This window comes from Haloferax prahovense (genome assembly GCF_000723845.1).
Taxonomy (GTDB): Archaea; Halobacteriota; Halobacteria; order Halobacteriales; family Haloferacaceae; genus Haloferax; species Haloferax prahovense.
This window is the reverse complement of sequence record NZ_LK053000.1, coordinates 2,062,782-2,078,577: the sequence shown is the minus strand read 5'-3', so window position 1 is coordinate 2,078,577 and position 15,796 is coordinate 2,062,782. Positions and strand designations below refer to the sequence as shown.

Genomic DNA, 15,796 nt, shown 5'->3' with positions numbered 1-15,796 from the left:
GCGTCGCCGACCGCCTCAGAACGGCCAGTCGCCGGTGACTTTCATGCCCTCGGCCTGGTCTTCGGCTTCGAGCGCCGCCGCGATGTCCGCGGGGTCGGCGTGGGGAATCTCGCGGTCGGCGTCGGCGAGTTCGACGGTCAGTTCCGTCAGGAGAATCGCCTGCTCGCGGAGCGTCCGCGACTCCAGTTTCTCGATGGTGTCGGCGTGGGTGTGACCCCACCCGCGGCCGCGACCCTCCTTTTCGCTTCCGACCATGTACGCCGGGACGCCGTGGGCGACGAACGGCCAGTGGTCGCTGTGAGGGAGCTGTTCGGGGAGCGTCGAGATATCGTGGTCGAACCGCTCGGCGACGGCGTCGGCGACGGTTTCGAGCTCGCCGAAGCCGTGGGTCGTGAGCTTGAGCGTCCGCCCGGCGACGACGCCGTCGTTGTTGACGATGGCCTTTACGTCCGCCCGGTCGTCGCCGAGGCGGTCGGCCTCGTACTCGGAGCCGACGAGCCCGACTTCCTCCGCGCCGAAGCAGAGGAAGCGGACGCGCGTATCGAGTTCGTCCTCGCGGGCGGCGAGCGCGCGGGCGACCTCGACCACCATCGCGGTGCCCGCGCCGTTGTCCATCGCGCCCTCGGCGATGTCGTGGGCGTCGAGGTGGCTCGTGACGAGCACCTCCTCGTCGGTGTCGGGGCCGAGTTCGGCGTGGACGTTCCCGCTTTCGGCCGCGGGCGTCTCGCAGGTCACGTCGACGGTCACCTCATCGCCGTCGAACCGGCGGCGGAGGCGCGCGCCGACCTCCTTGCTCACGCCGACGGCGGGGATGTCGCCGATGGGCGCTTCGGCGGTGCCGACGCTGCCCGTGGGCGGGAGTTGGCCGGGGACGTGGTTGGCGAAGACGAACGCGGCCGCGCCGGCCTCGACGGCGTAGTAGTACTTCTCGCGACGGTGGATGAAGCGGTCGTAGTGGTCGGGAACCGTCGTGGAGACGACGACGACCTTCCCCGAGAGGTCGCGGTCGAAGTCCTCGGGCAACCCGTAGCCGAGGTCGACCAGTTCGCCGCTCGCTGTTCCGGCGGGACTGCGCGGGAGCGCGATGCAGTCCTGCGTGGTGTCGGCGGCGTAGACGGCGCTGTCGCCGCGCTCCCAGCCCTGAATCTCGAATGGGTCGATGCGGGCGTTCCGCGCGCCGACGCGTTCGAGGGCGTCTCGCGTCGCCTCCATCGCCTCGCGCTCGCCGGGCGAACCGGTCATCCGGTTGCCGATGTCGACGAGCGTCTCGAGGTGGTTCCAGCCGACCTCGCTGGTGAACGTGTCGCCTATCCAGTCACTCATAGTGGACCGTCTCGCGGGGCCGTGGTAACCGTTGCGATGGGTCGAAAACGCGGCGGTGGTCAGGTGGAAAAACCGACCGACACCGGCGAGACGCTCGCTTCAAGGCGTCGCGGCCGCGACGGCGAGCGAACGGGGCCGAACCGCGACTCGACCCACGGGCGAACGGCAGGTTCAAGGACCATCTATCACGTACGTTCATTCATGACTGACGTGCGAATCGCCGGGGTCGGACTGACGAAGTTCGGCAGTCACCCCGAGCGAACCGGCCGCGACCTGTTCGCGGAGGCCGCCCTCGCCGCCCGCGAGGACGCCGGCGTCTCCCGCGACGACTACGAGGAAATCTTCTACGGCAACTTCATGGGCGAACTCGCCGAGAAGCAGGGCCACCAGGGGCCGGTCATGGCCGAGGCGGCCGGTCTCGACTGCCCCGCGACCCGCTACGAGCAGGCCTGCGCCTCCGCGGGCGTCGCCTTCCGACAGGCCGTCGCCGCGATTCGGAGCGGCGCGGCCGACGTGGTCCTCGCCGGCGGCATGGAGCGCATGAACAACCTCGGGACCGCCGAGGTGACCCAGTCGCTCGCCATCGCCGCGGACGAACTGTTCGAGGTCCGCGCGGGCGTCACGTTCCCCGGCGCGTACGCGCTCATGGCTCGCGCGTACTTCGACGCCTTCGGCGGCGACAGCGAGGACCTCGCGCACATCGCGGTGAAGAACCACGCCAACGCGATGCACAACGACTACGCGCAGTTCCACCGCGAAATCACCGTCGACGACGCCCTCGAAAGCCCCGTCGTCGCCGACCCGCTCACCCTCTACGACGCCTGTCCCATCACCGACGGCGCGAGCGCGGTCGTCCTCGTCAGCGACGACTACGCCGAGCGACACCGCCTCGACGCGCCCGTCTCCGTCACCGGATCGGGGCAGGGCGGCGACAAGGCCGCGCTCCAAGACAGGCCCCACCTCGCGCGGACGCCCGCCGCGACGAAAGCGGCCGACGCGGCCTACGCGGACGCCGGCATCGCCCCCGACGACGTGGACGTGGCCGAGGTCCACGACTGCTTTACCATCGCCGAGGTGCTCGCGCTCGAATCGCTCGGCCTCTACGACCACGGCGAGGGAGTCGGCGCGGCCGCCCGCGGCGAGACGACCCGCGACGGCGACCTCCCGGTGAACCTCTCGGGCGGCCTCAAGGCCAAGGGCCATCCCGTCGGCGCGACGGGAACCGCCCAAATCGTCGAGATGACGAAGCTCCTGCGCGGCGACCACGGCAACAGCGACGCCGTCCCGGACGCTCGGGTCGGCATCACCCACAACGCGGGCGGAACCGTCGCCAGCGCGGTCGTCCACGTCTTGGAGGTGGACCGATGAGCGACACCGGCTACGACGAGTGGCTGGCCGCAATCGCCGATGGCGAGGGCTACTACCTCGCGTGTCCGGACGGTCACGGCTCGCTCCCGCCGCGGCGCTCTTGTCCGCACTGCGGCGCGGCCGAGTTGACCGAAGAACCGCTCCCGGAGACGGGCGAGATACTCACGTTCACCGAAGTGCACGTCCCCGCACCGAACTTCGCCGACGAAGCGCCCTACGTGACGGCTATCGCGTCGTTCGGCCCCGTCAAACTCACGGGCGTCGTCCGCGAGCTCCCCGCCGACGAGGTCGACCTCGGCGCGACCGTCTCGGCAGCCGTGGGCACGAACGCGACCACCGACGAGCAGTTGCTCGTGTTCCGGCCCGCGAGCGAGTAGCGCCGCACCCGCCGCACGTTATTTCTCACGCGCCTCGACGGCCTCCAGCGGCGAGCGCCAGCCGAAGACGTACGAACCGAGGAGCCACGCCCAGAAGCCGGCCGCGAGGAGCGCGATGGCACCGTACAGAAACAGCGATAGGGAGTCGAGCATCGGTTCAGTTCGGGTGGCTGGTTCGGATTGGGGAGTCGAATTCGGGTCGCGGAGCGGTTCCCCTCAGTCGAGGGCGTCGCGGACGGTGTCGACGAAGGCGTTCGGGAACTCGACGTGCGGGAGCAACATCGCGTCGTCGAAGACGACGAGCGTGCAGTCCGCCGCGTCCGCGAGGTCGCGGCCCCGCTTCAGCGGCGTGATGTCGCTCTCGCGGCCCCAGACGAGCGTCGTCGGGACGTCGAGGGCCGACAGCGTCTCGCCGAGGTCGGTGTCGGTGTTGAGGTAGCCGGAGATGAACGACGCCGGCGCGAAGCGCGCGCCCTCCTGATGGGCGGTGCGCCACTCGTACTCCTGCCACTCCTCGCCCGCCTTCTCGGGGTCGTAGTAGCCGTGGTCGGCGTTGAAGTAACGAATCGAGGGTCGGGAGGCGACGACGTTGAACAGCGCCTCGCCGACGACCGGCGCGCGGACGAGTTCGCGGAGCCACTCCTTGGGGTCCGGGCCGCCGCGCGACGTGGGACAGACGAGGACGAACCGCGAGACCGACACGTCGCCTCGCTCCGCGGCGGCGACGGCGTAGGCCGCGGTGAGCGACGAGGCGACGACTGCGGGGTCGTCGTACTCGGCGAGGAAGTCGCCGACGAAGTCCTCGTAGAGCGCGGGCGAGTAGTACAGCGCCGGCCGGTCCGAAAGCCCGAATCCGGGGAGGTCGGGCGCGACGACGTGGTAGTCCTCGGCGAGGGTCGAAAACACCTCGCGGAACTCCCCGGACGACCCCGCGGCGTTGATGCCGTGGAGGAGGACGAGCGTCGGGTCGTCCTCGTCGCCGGCTTCGACGTACGAGACGTCCATACCGCGCCAGCGGTACGTCCCGTGGTTTCCGGAGAGCGGCGGTTCGAGGGGACCCACGCGTTTCGAGAGGGCGGCGTTGGTCGCGGCGGCGAGACCGACGCCCGCTGCGGCCAGTCCGATGGCTCGTCGGAGTTTCATGTCACGTAGATGGTGCGCGGTGGCCTTAATTCGCCCGCCCGTGGCGGGGTGACGGGTGACGGGCAACGGGCGGAACGCGGCGAGCGTCCCGCCCGAATCGCGGCCGTCTCGGTCGTCTCGGCGTCAGCCGTCTCAGCGTCAGTCGTCTCGACCGTCCAGACACTCCCGGAACGGTTCGAGCACGTCTTCTGCGACCGCGTAGGGGTCGGTCTCCTTTTCGACGACCGCCTCGGCGAACGCGTCGACCCCGCCGCGGCGGTCGAGCTCGGCTTCGAGGAGCCGGTTCACGTCGCTTCGGAGGAGCTGTCGAATCTCCTCTCCCGCGCGCTTGCGGGCCTTCTCCGCCAACTCGCCGGAGGCGTCGAGGTAGTCGCGGTGGTCGTCCAGCGTCTCGACCAACTCGTCGATTCCCTCGCCGGTCGTGGCGACGGTCTCGAGGACCTGTGGCGTCCAGACGGGCGGTTTGTCGCCGTCGGAAGGGTCATCCTCGGCGTCGACGTCGGCTTCGGCATCGCTCGCGTCCGCGTGCCCGCCGTGTCCGTGGCCGGCGTCGTCGAACGCCTCGGCCCCGTGGTGGCCCGTATCGAGGTTCGCCCGCGGGTCGTCGCGGAGGTGGATCATCTCCTGTAGTTCGGCGACGGTGCGCGACGCGCCCTCCATGTCGGCCTTGTTGACGACGAACAGGTCGCCGATTTCGAGGATGCCCGCCTTGAGCATCTGCACGTCGTCGCCGCTGCCGGGTTGGACGAGGACGACGACCGTGTCCGCGGTCTTCACCACGTCCACCTCGTTTTGCCCCGCGCCGACGGTCTCGATGATGATGCGGTCTTTCCCGAAGGCGTCGAGCGCCTTCACGGCGTCCGCGGTGGCGGTCGAGAGGCCGCCGAGTTGGCCGCGGGCGCTCATCGACCGGAAGAACACGTCCATGTCGCCGACGTTCGAGGCCATGCGGATGCGGTCGCCGAGGACGGCCCCGCCGGTGTACGGCGAGGAAGGGTCCACGGCGATGACGCCGACCGTTTCCCCTTGGTCGCGGTAGTACTTCGCAAGCTTGTCGACGAGCGTCGACTTGCCGGCACCCGGACTGCCCGTGATGCCGACGACGGAGGCGTCGCCCGTGTGGGCGTGGAGTTCCGAGACGATGTCCCGGTACCCCGGCGACTGCGATTCGATTTTGGTGATGGCCCGCGCGAGCGCCCGGTGTTCGCCGTCGAGGAGTCGCTCGACGAGGTCGGATTCGACCGCCCGGCTCATCGTCACGCTCGCTCGGGCGCGTTTTCCTTCACGAAGTCGATGGTCTCCTGCATCGGCGTGCCGGGACCGAAGATGGCGTCGACGCCCTGTTCGAGGAGTCCTGGCCGGTCTTCTTCGGGGATGATGCCGCCGACGATGACGAGCGTGTCGTCGAGCGCGCCGTACTCTTCGAGGCCGGCCATCACCTTCGGGACGAGCGTGTTGTGCGCGCCGGAGAGGATGGAGATACCCAGTACGTCCACGTCCTCTTGGACCGTCGCCTGAATAATCTCGTCCGGAGCGCGATGCAGTCCGGAGTAGATGACTTCGAATCCCGCGTCGCGGAAGGCGCGAGAGATGACGTGTGCACCGCGGTCGTGGCCGTCCAGTCCCACCTTCGCGATGAGACACCGGATCGTTCGCTGTTCGGAGTCCGCGCTCATAGACGGGGATTCGATGTCCCGCGCTTTGACTCTAACGGAAAATAAGGCAGGTCCGATTCAGTCGTCCGCGGCGGGCGCGCTCCGGACGTACTCGTCGAGGAAGTCGGCTATCTGGGAGTACGCCTCGATGCGGTTCTCCAACTTCGAGAAGCCGTGGCCCTCGTCGTCGAAGATGAGTTCGCGGACGTGGGCGTGTTCTCTGGCCTCCTCGACGAGTTGGTGGGCCTCGCTGACCGGTACCCGCGGGTCGTTCTCGCCGTGGAGGACGAAAAGCGGCGCGCGAATCTTCTCGACGTTGTTGATGGGCGAGATGGATTCGAGGAACTCGCGGTCGTCTTCGAGCGACCCGTACTCCGCCTCGCGGAGTTCGCGCCGCCAGTCGCCCGTGTTTTCGAGGAACGTCACGAAGTTGGCGATGCCGACGATGTCGACGCCGGCGGCCCACAGGTCCGGGTACTCGGTCATCGCCGCGAGCACCATGAACCCGCCGTACGAGCCGCCCATGGCGACGATTTTGTCGGGGTCGACGGCCGGGTGGTCGTGGAGCCACTCGACGGCGGCCTCGATGTCGGCGACGGAGTCCATCCGCTTTTCCACGTCGTCGAGGTGGCCGTAGGCCTTCCCGTAGCCCGCGGAGCCGCGGACGTTCGGCTCGAAGTAGGCGTAGCCCCGAGAGAGGAAGTACTGTTTGACCGACGAGAACGACGGCCTACGTTGGGACTCCGGCCCGCCGTGGATGTCCACGATGACGGGCGTCTCGCCCTCGGGTGACTCCTCGGGGAGCGTGAAGAACGCCGGGATGTCGCGGCCGTCGAACGTCGGGTACCGGACGAGTTCGGGCGAGACGAACGTATCGCGCGGGATGCCCGCCGTCGCCGCGAGCGTCCAGCGCTCGGCGTCGCCCGTGGCTAACTCGACCACGTAGACGTTCGCGGTGTCGGCGCTGGCGGTGACGGTGACCGCGGCGCGCTCGCCGTCCGGCGAGAACGAGACGCCGCCGGCGACGCCGTTCGGCAGGTCGGGCTGGGGGAGCAAGTCGATTCGGTCGGGCGCGGTGAGTTCTCCGAAGGTGAGTTCCGTGTACCCCTCGACGTTCCGGGAGTAGACGAGCCGGCGCGAGTCGTGGTCGATGCTGATGCCCTCGAGTTCGTGGTCGCCGCCGGTATCGACGGTGGTAAACTCCCCGGAGGCGAGCTCGTAGCGGACGAGTTCGAGCGTGTCGCTCCCGCGGTCGGTCACCATGTAGACGTTCTCGCCGTCCGGCCCCCACTCGGGGCTCTGGAAGCGGACCGTCCCCTGATGCGGCGTGATGTGGGTCAGTTCCCCCGTGGCGAGGTCGAGGACGGACACGTCCTGGTCGAAGTTCGAGTACGCCTCTTGGACGATGAGCTTCGAGTCGTCGGGCGACCATCCGCCGACGGTGAGCCAGCCGTCGCCCTCGTGGACGAGTTCGGCGTCGGTGCCGCTCCCGTTTCGGGCCTGCACGTACACGTCGAAGACGGCGTTGTCGCGGCGGTTGGAGGTGAACGCGAACCGCTCGCCGTCGCGGCTCCAGCCGCCCCAGCGGTGCTTGGCGTCGGGGTGTTCGGTCAGGTTCTCGATGACGCCGGTGTCGGGTTCGAGCCGGAACAACTGCGCGCGCTCGTTGCCGCCTTTGTCCATGCCGAAGGCCAGTTCGGGGCGTTCGGGCGACCACGAGGCGAAGGTGACGCGCTCCTCGTAGAACGTCCGCTGTTCGGGCCACGCGCCGGGCGAATCGACCGTCCAGACCTGCGGGACGCCCGTCGTGTCCATGAGGAACGACAGGCGCTCGCCGTCGGCCGAGAAGGACGCGCCGTAGGCGCTCCTGATGTTCAGGTAGCGCTCGATGTCGTACGTTCGCATACCTCGAATTGTCCCGGCGACGAGAAATCGGTTTGGGTGTCAGAAGTCCGAGAGCCGCGTGTCCTCGCGGTCGGTCCACCCGCGCATCTTCGCGTACGCCTCCGGGTTCGTCGGCACGCCCTCGGTGTTGAGCAGGCGCTCCGGGTACAGTTCGAAGGCGATGCCGATGAGTTGGTACTCCAGTTCTTCGAGGTAGGGTCGCGTGTCGGGGTACGGTCCCTCGGTGCCGACCGCCCACGGCTCGACCCAGAAGTACACCGGTTCGCGGAGCCGCGGCGGGTCTGTCGAGGCGAACAGCGCGTCCACCCAGCGGTCGTACTTCCCCGGCCCGTCGCCGCGGAAGACGGCCGACGAGAGGTCGCCAAAGTGGTAGTAGTTCCCGTAGCCCCAACGCGCGAGCTTTCCGTCGTTGGTGTCGACGTTTCGCAGGTTGCTGTTGAGGTCGGTGCCGGACGCGCCGAACTTCCCGCACTTGCCGAGGTATCGGGGGACCACCTCGTCGCCGTCGAGGGTGTACATCATGTAGACGAGCCCCTCGTAGCGGCCCTCGCGTCGGTCGTAGTCGGCGACGACGCGGCCGCCGGCCTCGCGGAGTCGCCGCTCCATGCGCTCGCCGCGGCGGAGTGTCCGCCGGCCGGAACGGCCGTACGCGATGGTCTCGACGGTCCCGTCGGCGGCCGTCTCGAAAAGTGAAATCGGGTCCGCGGCGTCGACGAAGCGGTCGACGAAGCGGTCCCAGAGCGCACGTTTCGTCTCGGTCACGCGACGACCGAACTCAGATCATGTCTTCGGCCTTGAGGCCGGCGATGATGTCGTCGACGAGGCTCTCGGCGTCCTCGTACGGGAAGTCCTGGTGCTTGCCGAGCTTCGCGGCCAGCTCCATCGCCGTGATGGTCACGTCGTCGGCCTTGAACTTCGTGCCCGGACCGTTCGGGAGCGCGGGGACGAGAGACATCTGGTTCTTCACGGGGAAGTCGGCGTTCGCGAAGGCGTCCATGAACTGCTCGCGGAGCTGAGATTCGGTGTCGGACATACCGTGTACCTACGTAGAGAGGTGGAAAAGGGTTCCGGAACAATAATGAATATATTTAGAGTTCTTTGCGAGACGGCGCGGCGGCCCGTCGAGTGTCGGCACGCTCGCCCGGGACTGATGGACTTATCTACAACGGCAATTCATGCACTCGCATGGACTTCGACTTCGACCGTCTGAAGCAACTCACCGAGACCAGCGGTGTCCCCGGCTACGAGGACCGAATCCGCGCGCTCGTCCGCGAGGACCTCGAAGCGACGACCGATTCCGTCCGCGTCGACGCGATGGGGAACGTCGTCGGCACCATCGAGGGCGAAGGCGACTACGAGGTCGCCGTCGCCGCCCACATGGACGAGATCGGCTTCATGGTCCGCCACGTCAACGACGAGGGCTTCCTGCAGCTCGACGCCCTCGGCGGCTGGGACCCCCGCGTTCTGAAGGCCCAGCGCGTGACGGTTCACACCGAAGACGAGGACCTCACCGGCGTCATCGGCTCGGTTCCCCCGCACACGCTGACTGAGGAACAGAAGAAGAAAGAGCCGAAGGTCGAGGACGTGTACGTCGACCTCGGCCTCCCCGCCGAGACCGTCGAGGAGACCGTCTCCGTCGGCGACCTCGTGACGATGGAGCAGACGACCGTCCGCATGGGGAACCACGTGACGGGCAAGGCCATCGACGACCGTGTCTGCCTGTTCGCCATGCTGGAGGCCGCCCGGCGCATCGAGAACCCCGAGGTGACGGTCCACTTCGCCGCGACGGTCCAGGAGGAAGTCGGCCTCCGCGGCGCGCAGGCGCTCGGCGTCGACCTCGACCCCGACCTCGCGCTCGGCCTCGACACCACCGTCGCCAACGACGTGCCCGGCTTCGACCCCGCCGACCACGTCACGAAACTCGGCGAGGGCGCGGGCATCAAACTCAAGGACTCCAGCGCCATCGCCAACCCGAAGGTCCACCGTCGCCTCCGGAGCGTGGCCGAGGACAACGACATCGCCTACCAGATGGAACTGCTCCCCGCGGGCGGCACCGACACCGGCGGCTTCCAGAACAGCTACGGCGCGAAGCCCGTCGGCGCGATTTCGATGCCGACGCGCTACCTCCACACCGTCACCGAGAGCGTCCACGAGGACGACGTGGTCGCCTACATCGACCTCCTGACGGCCTTCTTGGAGAGCGAGACGGGCGAGTTCGACTACACGCTGTAGGCAACCCCGCGAGGCGGTCCCTGTGGCGACCCCCGTTGTCGCGCCCGGCACCGCGGGGATACCCCCCTATATCGAGGCGCGGCACCCCCGACCGGCGGACGAGAACCAAAGTATTCACTACAGGCCCACACCAAGCGGCGGACATGACCGACGGCAACGTGGATATGTCTCGGCGGGCGTTCCTCGGGGCGGCCGCTGGCGGCGCGGCGGTCGCCGCCACTTCCGGCACGGCCGCGGCGCAGACGGAAGAACCAGACTTCGGTGGCTACCTCGACGGCATCGACGGAGGCTACGAAGACCTCCGCGGCCAGAGCGAGGTCACCATCGAAGTGGGCGCGGAAGGTAACGGCGGCGCACTCGCGTTCGCGCCCGCCGGCGTCTGGATAGACACCGGAACGACCGTGACGTGGGAGTGGACCGGCGAGGGCGGCGGCCACAACGTCGTCGCGAGCGAGGGCGCGTCGCTCGACTCCGGCGCGGCCGTCTCCGAGGCCGGAAGCACCTACGAATACACCTTCGAAGAGGGCGACGCGGGCATCACCAAGTACCACTGCGTGCCCCACGAGGCGCTCGGCATGCTCGGCGCGGTCGCCGTCGGCGGCGACGTGCCGACCGTCAGCACCGGCGGTGGCGGCGGACCGAGTCTCCCGCAGGTCCCGGACAGCGCGAAGTCCCTCGGCGTGGCCACGACGTTCGCGATGGTCGCGACGCTCGGCCTCGCGTACTTCTTCATGAAGTACGGTGGCGACTACGACGTTCAGGACTGACGCGGTCGTCACTCCTCTCGATTTTCAGCAGTCCCGAGCGGCCGCACTCGCTCGGGTTCGGTCGCCGCCGCGACAGCCGCCGGCACGGTGGCCGAGTCAGAAGAAGCCGTAGTCGTCGCGCTCGGCCTCGTAGACCGACTCGTACTGCTCGATGACCCGCCGGTAGTCGTAGCGCGCGAAGTCGTCGTCGACCGTCTCGTGATCGTACCGACGGGCGGCGACGATTTCGTCCGCGAGTTCCTGCGGACTCGTGACGAGCGACCCGCGCTCGCGGCCCTCGACGAGTTCGTGGGCCGACGAGCGGGCCTGATACTCGACGATGGACACACAGCCGCAGGCGAGCGCCCACAGCAGGTTCGTGGCGAAGGGTTCGACCGTCGCGGTCTGCGCGAAGACGTGCGCGCCCTTCATGATGGGAACCGCCTCGTCCGCGGGGAGGTCGCCGAGGAACTCCACACGGTCGTCGATGCGGAGGTCGCGGGCGGTCTGTTCGGCCGTCGAGCGCTCGGGGCCGTCGCCGATGACGGCGGCGGACCAGCCCTTGTCGCGGAGTTCCGCGAGCGCGAGGAGGAAGCTCTCGACGTTCGCGTGCTCGTCGAGGTCGCGGGCGTACACCACGTCCGCGCGCTCCTCGGCGTCGGCGCTCCGGACGAGGTCCATGCTGATGGGTTCGGGGACGAGGTGGGTCGCGTCGACCGACGCGCCGAGTTCGCGGACCTGCGTGCGGACCATCTCCGAGGGGACCAAGACGGCGTTCGGGGCCTTCGCCGCCCGCCGGTAGGCCCGCGAGCCGCCGCGGTCGTCGCGGGTCCACCAGTCGGCGACGACCGGCGTCCGGAGGAACCGCGCCGCGGTCTTGACCGCCGCGATGTGCGACGGCGGGTAGCTCGCGACCTGAATCACGTCGGGAGACACCTCGCGGAGGGCGAAGGGAACGCGGGAGGCGAAGCCGCCGACGGAGGGCGCGTCGGTCACGCGGTGATAGGTCACCCCGTCCTGTTTGAACTCGACGACCTCGCCGTCCCACCACTTCGCACAGAGCACCGTCACCTCGTGGTCGCGCTCGGCGAGGAGTTCGGCCGTCCGTCGGAGCCGTCTGGTCGCTCCCGTCTCCTCGTGGTGCGTCGTGTACATCGAGACGAGCGCGACTCGCATATTCGCCGCCACTACGCCGCGCAATAAAAATCCACAGTTTTCGAGGGCGCGACACGAGCGACCGCCGGAGCGCCGCCAGAACGGAGCGCGGTCCGGCGACGCGCCTCAGAGCCCGACGGCGGGTGCGACGAGCGCGCCCGCTGACTCGACGGCGGTGACCGTGTACTCCCAGCTGTAGATGTGGTTGAGAAGCAGGTACGTCACGACGCCGAGGGCGAGCGAGACGAGCCACGCGCCGGCCGCGATGCGGCCGACTTTCCGGTGGGGCGTCTCGGCCCGGAGTTCGCGTTCTGAGTGGGTTATCCCGAGGATGAGCGCGTAGAGGACGACCGGCACCGAGACGATAGAGAGGATGATGTGAATCGCCAGCATCGCCAGATACGGATAGTACGCGAACGCGGGGCCGACGAACTCCTTGGTGCCGCCGCCGCCGATTTTCGCGAGGTACATCACGAGGAAGACGAGGATGAGGCCGAACGACGTGACCATCGCGGCCGCGTGCTTCTTGACCTCGTCGCGGCGAATCCAGCGCCAGCCCGCCGCGATGACGAGGACGTTCACCGTGTTCACGACGGCGATGGCGTCGGAGAGGAGGTTCACCTGTGGGAGCGACAGGTCGGGAAAGACCCTCCCGGGGACGACGCCGAGGAAGGTCCCGATGACGAGGGCGTACCCGACGACCGAGAGGACGGCGGTCGCGGCCGCGGGGTGTTCCTTCAGCGGGTTGTCTGCACTCGCAGTTGCCATGGCCGGGGGTTGGGAAGACGGCGTATTGCGTCTTCGGGTTCCGGACGGCGTTTGAGAGCGGAACCACCAAGACTCGACTCAATCGAGTGACCGTGCGAAGTCGACTTGCTTCGGTCGGAACTCCGTGCCACGGAGTCCCGAGCGCACCACGTCGTGTAACACGAACGTGCTGTCCCACGAGCGAGGCCGGAGGCCGAGTCTCGTGGCTTTTTCCCGCCAGGTTTTTGCGCCGGGTGGTCGCCCCGCGACCCGGGGCGTAAAAAGGTGGGTTTAGATGACGCCGGTGATGGTCGCGGCCTCGATGGCCGCCTCCTCGCTCACGCCGTTGCCGAGAATCGTGTAGCGGTCGCGAATCTCGTGGGCGGTCGTGAGCGCCTCGATAATCGTCTCGTCGTCGATGCCGAGTTCGTCCGCGGTCGTCGGCGCGCCCATCGTCGACAGGGCGTCGCGGATGTCGGTCCACTCGCCGCGTGCGCCGCTGTGGAAGTACTCGGTCATGATGGAGCCGACGCCGACCTGATGGCCGTGGAGGGCGCTCCCGGGCGCGATGCGGTCGAGCTGGTGCGAAAAGAGGTGCTCCGCGCCCGACGCGGGCCGCGAGGAGCCGGCGATGGACATGGCGACGCCCGAGGAGACGAGCGCCTTCGTCACTATCCACGCGGACTCTTCGAGCCCCGGCTTAATCGAGTCGGCGCTGCCGACGAGCATCTCGGCGGTCATCTGCGAGAGCGCGCCCGCGTATTCGGAGTACTCCACGTTCTTCAGGCGGTGGGCGAGTTCCCAGTCTTTGACCGCGGTGTAGTTCGAGATGATGTCGGCGCAGCCGGCGGTCGTGAGCTCCCACGGGGCCTCCGCGAGCAGCTCCGTGTCGGCGACGACCGCGAGCGGTGGGTCGGCGGCGACCGAGTGGCGGGTGTCGCCCTCGGGAATCGACGACCGACCCGAGACGATGCCGTCGTGGCTCGCCGCCGTCGGGACCGAGATGAACCCGCAGTCGAGACGGTCGGAGGCCATCTTCGCCACGTCGATGGGCTTGCCGCCGCCGAGGGCGATGAGGTAGCCCGCGTCGGCCTCGCGCGCCGCGTCGACGACGCGCTCGACCGACTCGAAGCTCGCGCGGTCCAAGGAGACGGACGAGATGCCGTCGAACTGCTCGCGAACCCGGTCGCCGGCGATGCGGTTCGGCGACGGACTCGTGACGAGAAACGGCTCGCCCGAGAGGTACAACTCGTCGACCGCGGCCGAGAGGTCGTCGAGCACGCCGTGGCCCTGAAGGACGCTCCGGGGCAGCTTTATCCACGTCGATTTGTCGAACATACGCGGAAATCGGCCACGGCGGTTCATAGTGTTTCTCGTCTCGACGGCCGGCCCCCCGTCGGTTCTACCACCCCGACTACGACACGGGAGCGAGGTTTCGCCCGACTGTTGGGACAGTATCTCAACGTACCGAACCGTAGTTTGATTTATCACGTTTCGCTTCGCACGAAAGACACCCGCAGACGCGCGGGTAGACAACCCATGGCACACAGACGGCAGTTCCTCGCGACGACAGCAGCAGCGCTCTCCGGACTCGCGGCCCTCGGAAGCGGTCCCACGGCCGCCGCGTCGGTCCCCCACGTCTCGACGCGCGACCACTTCGACGACGACGGCTCGCTCGCGTCCGGTCACACCGCCCGCGGCTACGACACCTCCGGCGACGTGCCCGGCGTCGACGCCGGTTGCGCCTCCGACCTGACCGTGTTCGTCCACGGCTGGGACAAGGACGGCGACGACCCCGAGGCGGCCGCCCTCGACAAGATAGCGACGGCCGACGCCGAACTCTCCGCCGCCGGCTACGGCGGGACGGTCGTCGGCTACACGTGGGACAACGACAAGGGCGGCGGCTGGGACTACGGCTGGGCCGAGTCGCAGGACATCGCCCAAGCGAACGGCCGCAAACTCGCGCAGTTCGCCGTCGACCTCAAGGCGGCCTGCCCGGGCGCGACCCTCCGGTTCGCCAGCCACTCGCTCGGCGCGCAGGTCGTCTTCAGCGCGCTCCGAACCCTCGACGGCCGAAGCGACTGGACCGACCCGGGCCACGAGGTGGCGACCGTCCACCCGTTCGGGGCCGCGACCGACAACGAGGTTCCCAGCGAGGAAGAAGGGCGAGCTACCTACGAGGCCATCCGCGACCGGACCGGCCACGTTCACAACTACTACAACGAGGCCGACGACGTGCTCCAGTGGGTGTACAACACCATCGAGTTCGACCAGGCCCTCGGCGAGACGGGCCTCGAAGACGGCGACACGCCGCCCGCGAACTACACCGACCACGACGTGGAGGGACAGGTCGGCGACGACCACAGCAACTACCTGAACACGATTGCCGACGACATCGTCGGCGACATGTAGCGGCTCAGAAACACATTTTTCCGCGCTTCAGAGCGCGAGCGACCGCACTGCGCCCCAGATGAGCGACCGCACCGCGTCCCAGATGAAGACGAGCGACTGCACCGCATCCCAGATGAAGACGACGCCGAACCCGCCGAGAACGACGGCGCTGACGGCGGCGACGGCCGGCGCGAAGGAGTCGACGCGCTGTTCGGCCGCGACGAGCGCCGCGGGGAACCCGGTCACCCAGAGCGCGATACCGCCGAAGAAGCCGAGGATGAGCGCCGGGCTGCCCGTCTCGACGATGAGCAGGTTCGACAGCGACGCGCCGAGATAGGGCGTGTGGGCGAGCACGTCGACGGTCCCGGTTTCGAGCAGGCCGACGCCGATGGTGAGCCAGAACAGAATCTGGTAGGGGTTCGTCAGCGCGAGCACGAACGCCTTCGTGAACCCGGCGCTGTCCTCGTCGGGGTCGGCGGCCTCGCGGAACGTGGTGTCCATCTCCTGTGCCGCGCCGTAGGCGAAGTAGAGCATGAGGACGCCCCCGGCACCGACCATGACGGCCTGCACCGTCGGGAACTGCTCGACGAACGCGACGAGGCCGAGCGCCGCGAGGACGAAAAACAGCGCGTCGGCGCTCATCGCGCCGAGCCCGGCCCGAGCGCCCGCGGTCCACCCGCGGACGACGCTCTCCTCGGCGATGACGGCGTTCATCGGGCCGGGCGGCGCGGCGAGGGCCAGCCCGAACACCAAC

At 68.6% G+C, this 15,796-nt stretch carries 17 protein-coding genes; 5 read left to right on the top strand and 12 right to left on the bottom strand.

Annotated features, from left to right (window positions below; genetic code table 11):
* Nucleotides 1–15: 15 nt before the first annotated feature.
* Entirely contained in the window at nt 16–1,323 is a 1,308-nt protein-coding gene (locus tag BN984_RS10475) for a M28 family peptidase (RefSeq protein WP_008092309.1), read from the bottom strand.
* 201 nt (nt 1,324–1,524) lie between these two features.
* Here BN984_RS10475 and BN984_RS10470 point away from each other — a divergent pair, with 201 nt between their 5' ends.
* Both BN984_RS10470 and BN984_RS10465 read left to right on the top strand, forming a co-directional pair.
* Nucleotides 1,525–2,691 (top strand): thiolase domain-containing protein, encoded by a 1,167-nt coding sequence (locus BN984_RS10470; RefSeq protein ID WP_049968179.1) that lies wholly within the window; start codon nt 1,525–1,527, stop codon nt 2,689–2,691.
* On the top strand, nt 2,688–3,068 hold the full coding sequence (locus BN984_RS10465) for a Zn-ribbon domain-containing OB-fold protein (RefSeq protein ID WP_049968178.1): 381 nt from the start codon (nt 2,688–2,690) through the stop codon (nt 3,066–3,068). Before BN984_RS10470 ends, BN984_RS10465 begins: the two co-directional genes overlap by 4 nt.
* 18 nt (nt 3,069–3,086) lie before the next feature.
* Here the strand turns inward: BN984_RS10465 and BN984_RS20055 are convergent, their stop codons facing one another.
* The 7 genes from BN984_RS20055 to BN984_RS10435 form a co-directional block, all read right to left on the bottom strand.
* A complete protein-coding gene (locus tag BN984_RS20055) occupies nt 3,087–3,221 on the bottom strand; it encodes a hypothetical protein (protein ID WP_280512969.1) in 135 nt (44 codons plus the stop codon).
* Between the two features lie 63 nt (nt 3,222–3,284).
* Nucleotides 3,285–4,211 carry an alpha/beta fold hydrolase gene (locus BN984_RS10460; protein WP_049968177.1) on the bottom strand — a complete coding sequence of 309 codons (927 nt, stop codon included), beginning with the start codon at nt 4,209–4,211 and terminating at the stop codon, nt 3,285–3,287.
* A gap of 138 nt (nt 4,212–4,349) precedes the next feature.
* Nucleotides 4,350–5,465 (bottom strand): methylmalonyl Co-A mutase-associated GTPase MeaB, encoded by a 1,116-nt coding sequence (meaB, locus tag BN984_RS10455; protein ID WP_049968176.1) that lies wholly within the window; start codon nt 5,463–5,465, stop codon nt 4,350–4,352.
* 2 nt (nt 5,466–5,467) lie between these two features.
* Nucleotides 5,468–5,887 (bottom strand): cobalamin B12-binding domain-containing protein, encoded by a 420-nt coding sequence (locus BN984_RS10450; protein WP_008092303.1) that lies wholly within the window; start codon nt 5,885–5,887, stop codon nt 5,468–5,470.
* Between the two features lie 57 nt (nt 5,888–5,944).
* The gene (locus BN984_RS10445) at nt 5,945–7,771 is read right to left on the bottom strand and encodes a S9 family peptidase (protein WP_008092302.1); all 1,827 of its coding nucleotides are present in this window, start codon (nt 7,769–7,771) and stop codon (nt 5,945–5,947) included.
* Between the two features lie 39 nt (nt 7,772–7,810).
* Nucleotides 7,811–8,533, bottom strand: a complete 723-nt coding sequence (locus BN984_RS10440) for a hypothetical protein (protein WP_049968175.1) — start codon at nt 8,531–8,533, stop codon at nt 7,811–7,813.
* Between the two features lie 13 nt (nt 8,534–8,546).
* A complete protein-coding gene (locus BN984_RS10435) occupies nt 8,547–8,804 on the bottom strand; it encodes an MTH865 family protein (protein WP_008092300.1) in 258 nt (85 codons plus the stop codon).
* A 152-nt stretch (nt 8,805–8,956) separates the two neighbouring features.
* On the opposite strand from BN984_RS10435, the gene BN984_RS10430 reads away from it, so the two are divergent.
* Together BN984_RS10430 and BN984_RS10425 are read left to right on the top strand one after the other, a co-directional pair.
* Nucleotides 8,957–10,003 carry a M42 family metallopeptidase gene (locus tag BN984_RS10430; RefSeq protein WP_049968174.1) on the top strand — a complete coding sequence of 349 codons (1,047 nt, stop codon included), beginning with the start codon at nt 8,957–8,959 and terminating at the stop codon, nt 10,001–10,003.
* 143 nt (nt 10,004–10,146) lie between these two features.
* Nucleotides 10,147–10,770 (top strand): halocyanin domain-containing protein, encoded by a 624-nt coding sequence (locus BN984_RS10425; RefSeq protein ID WP_008092298.1) that lies wholly within the window; start codon nt 10,147–10,149, stop codon nt 10,768–10,770.
* Nucleotides 10,771–10,866: 96 nt separating this feature from the next.
* Here BN984_RS10425 and BN984_RS10420 read toward each other — a convergent pair whose 3' ends face one another.
* The 3 genes from BN984_RS10420 to BN984_RS10410 all read right to left on the bottom strand — a co-directional run bounded on the left by BN984_RS10420 (nt 10,867) and on the right by BN984_RS10410 (nt 13,989).
* A complete protein-coding gene (locus tag BN984_RS10420; protein ID WP_008092297.1) occupies nt 10,867–11,925 on the bottom strand; it encodes a glycosyltransferase in 1,059 nt (352 codons plus the stop codon).
* A 105-nt stretch (nt 11,926–12,030) separates the two neighbouring features.
* On the bottom strand, nt 12,031–12,672 hold the full coding sequence (locus tag BN984_RS10415; RefSeq protein WP_049968173.1) for a DUF420 domain-containing protein: 642 nt from the start codon (nt 12,670–12,672) through the stop codon (nt 12,031–12,033).
* Nucleotides 12,673–12,942: 270 nt separating this feature from the next.
* Nucleotides 12,943–13,989 carry an NAD(P)-dependent glycerol-1-phosphate dehydrogenase gene (locus BN984_RS10410; RefSeq protein ID WP_004972614.1) on the bottom strand — a complete coding sequence of 349 codons (1,047 nt, stop codon included), beginning with the start codon at nt 13,987–13,989 and terminating at the stop codon, nt 12,943–12,945.
* A 201-nt stretch (nt 13,990–14,190) separates the two neighbouring features.
* Here BN984_RS10410 and BN984_RS10405 point away from each other — a divergent pair, with 201 nt between their 5' ends.
* Nucleotides 14,191–15,063 (top strand): alpha/beta hydrolase, encoded by an 873-nt coding sequence (locus tag BN984_RS10405; protein ID WP_049968172.1) that lies wholly within the window; start codon nt 14,191–14,193, stop codon nt 15,061–15,063.
* 27 nt (nt 15,064–15,090) lie between these two features.
* Here BN984_RS10405 and BN984_RS10400 read toward each other — a convergent pair whose 3' ends face one another.
* Nucleotides 15,091–15,792 carry a LysE family translocator gene (locus BN984_RS10400; protein WP_049968605.1) on the bottom strand — a complete coding sequence of 234 codons (702 nt, stop codon included), beginning with the start codon at nt 15,790–15,792 and terminating at the stop codon, nt 15,091–15,093.
* Nucleotides 15,793–15,796 lie beyond the last annotated feature (4 nt).

What these genes read in the sequence shown, in the direction of transcription:
- BN984_RS10405 (WP_049968172.1), top strand. Translation starts at nt 14,191, where the DNA reads ATGGCACACAGACGGCAGTTCCTCGCGACGACAGCAGCAGCGCTCTCC.
- BN984_RS10460 (WP_049968177.1), bottom strand. Translation starts at nt 4,211, where the DNA reads ATGAAACTCCGACGAGCCATCGGACTGGCCGCAGCGGGCGTCGGTCTC.
- BN984_RS10425 (WP_008092298.1), top strand. Translation starts at nt 10,147, where the DNA reads ATGACCGACGGCAACGTGGATATGTCTCGGCGGGCGTTCCTCGGGGCG.
- BN984_RS20055 (WP_280512969.1), bottom strand. Translation starts at nt 3,221, where the DNA reads ATGCTCGACTCCCTATCGCTGTTTCTGTACGGTGCCATCGCGCTCCTC.
- BN984_RS10430 (WP_049968174.1), top strand. Translation starts at nt 8,957, where the DNA reads ATGGACTTCGACTTCGACCGTCTGAAGCAACTCACCGAGACCAGCGGT.
- BN984_RS10420 (WP_008092297.1), bottom strand. Translation starts at nt 11,925, where the DNA reads ATGCGAGTCGCGCTCGTCTCGATGTACACGACGCACCACGAGGAGACG.
- BN984_RS10465 (WP_049968178.1), top strand. Translation starts at nt 2,688, where the DNA reads ATGAGCGACACCGGCTACGACGAGTGGCTGGCCGCAATCGCCGATGGC.
- BN984_RS10470 (WP_049968179.1), top strand. Translation starts at nt 1,525, where the DNA reads ATGACTGACGTGCGAATCGCCGGGGTCGGACTGACGAAGTTCGGCAGT.
- BN984_RS10415 (WP_049968173.1), bottom strand. Translation starts at nt 12,672, where the DNA reads ATGGCAACTGCGAGTGCAGACAACCCGCTGAAGGAACACCCCGCGGCC.
- BN984_RS10435 (WP_008092300.1), bottom strand. Translation starts at nt 8,804, where the DNA reads ATGTCCGACACCGAATCTCAGCTCCGCGAGCAGTTCATGGACGCCTTC.
- meaB (WP_049968176.1), bottom strand. Translation starts at nt 5,465, where the DNA reads ATGAGCCGGGCGGTCGAATCCGACCTCGTCGAGCGACTCCTCGACGGC.
- BN984_RS10445 (WP_008092302.1), bottom strand. Translation starts at nt 7,771, where the DNA reads ATGCGAACGTACGACATCGAGCGCTACCTGAACATCAGGAGCGCCTAC.
- BN984_RS10410 (WP_004972614.1), bottom strand. Translation starts at nt 13,989, where the DNA reads ATGTTCGACAAATCGACGTGGATAAAGCTGCCCCGGAGCGTCCTTCAG.
- BN984_RS10450 (WP_008092303.1), bottom strand. Translation starts at nt 5,887, where the DNA reads ATGAGCGCGGACTCCGAACAGCGAACGATCCGGTGTCTCATCGCGAAG.
- BN984_RS10475 (WP_008092309.1), bottom strand. Translation starts at nt 1,323, where the DNA reads ATGAGTGACTGGATAGGCGACACGTTCACCAGCGAGGTCGGCTGGAAC.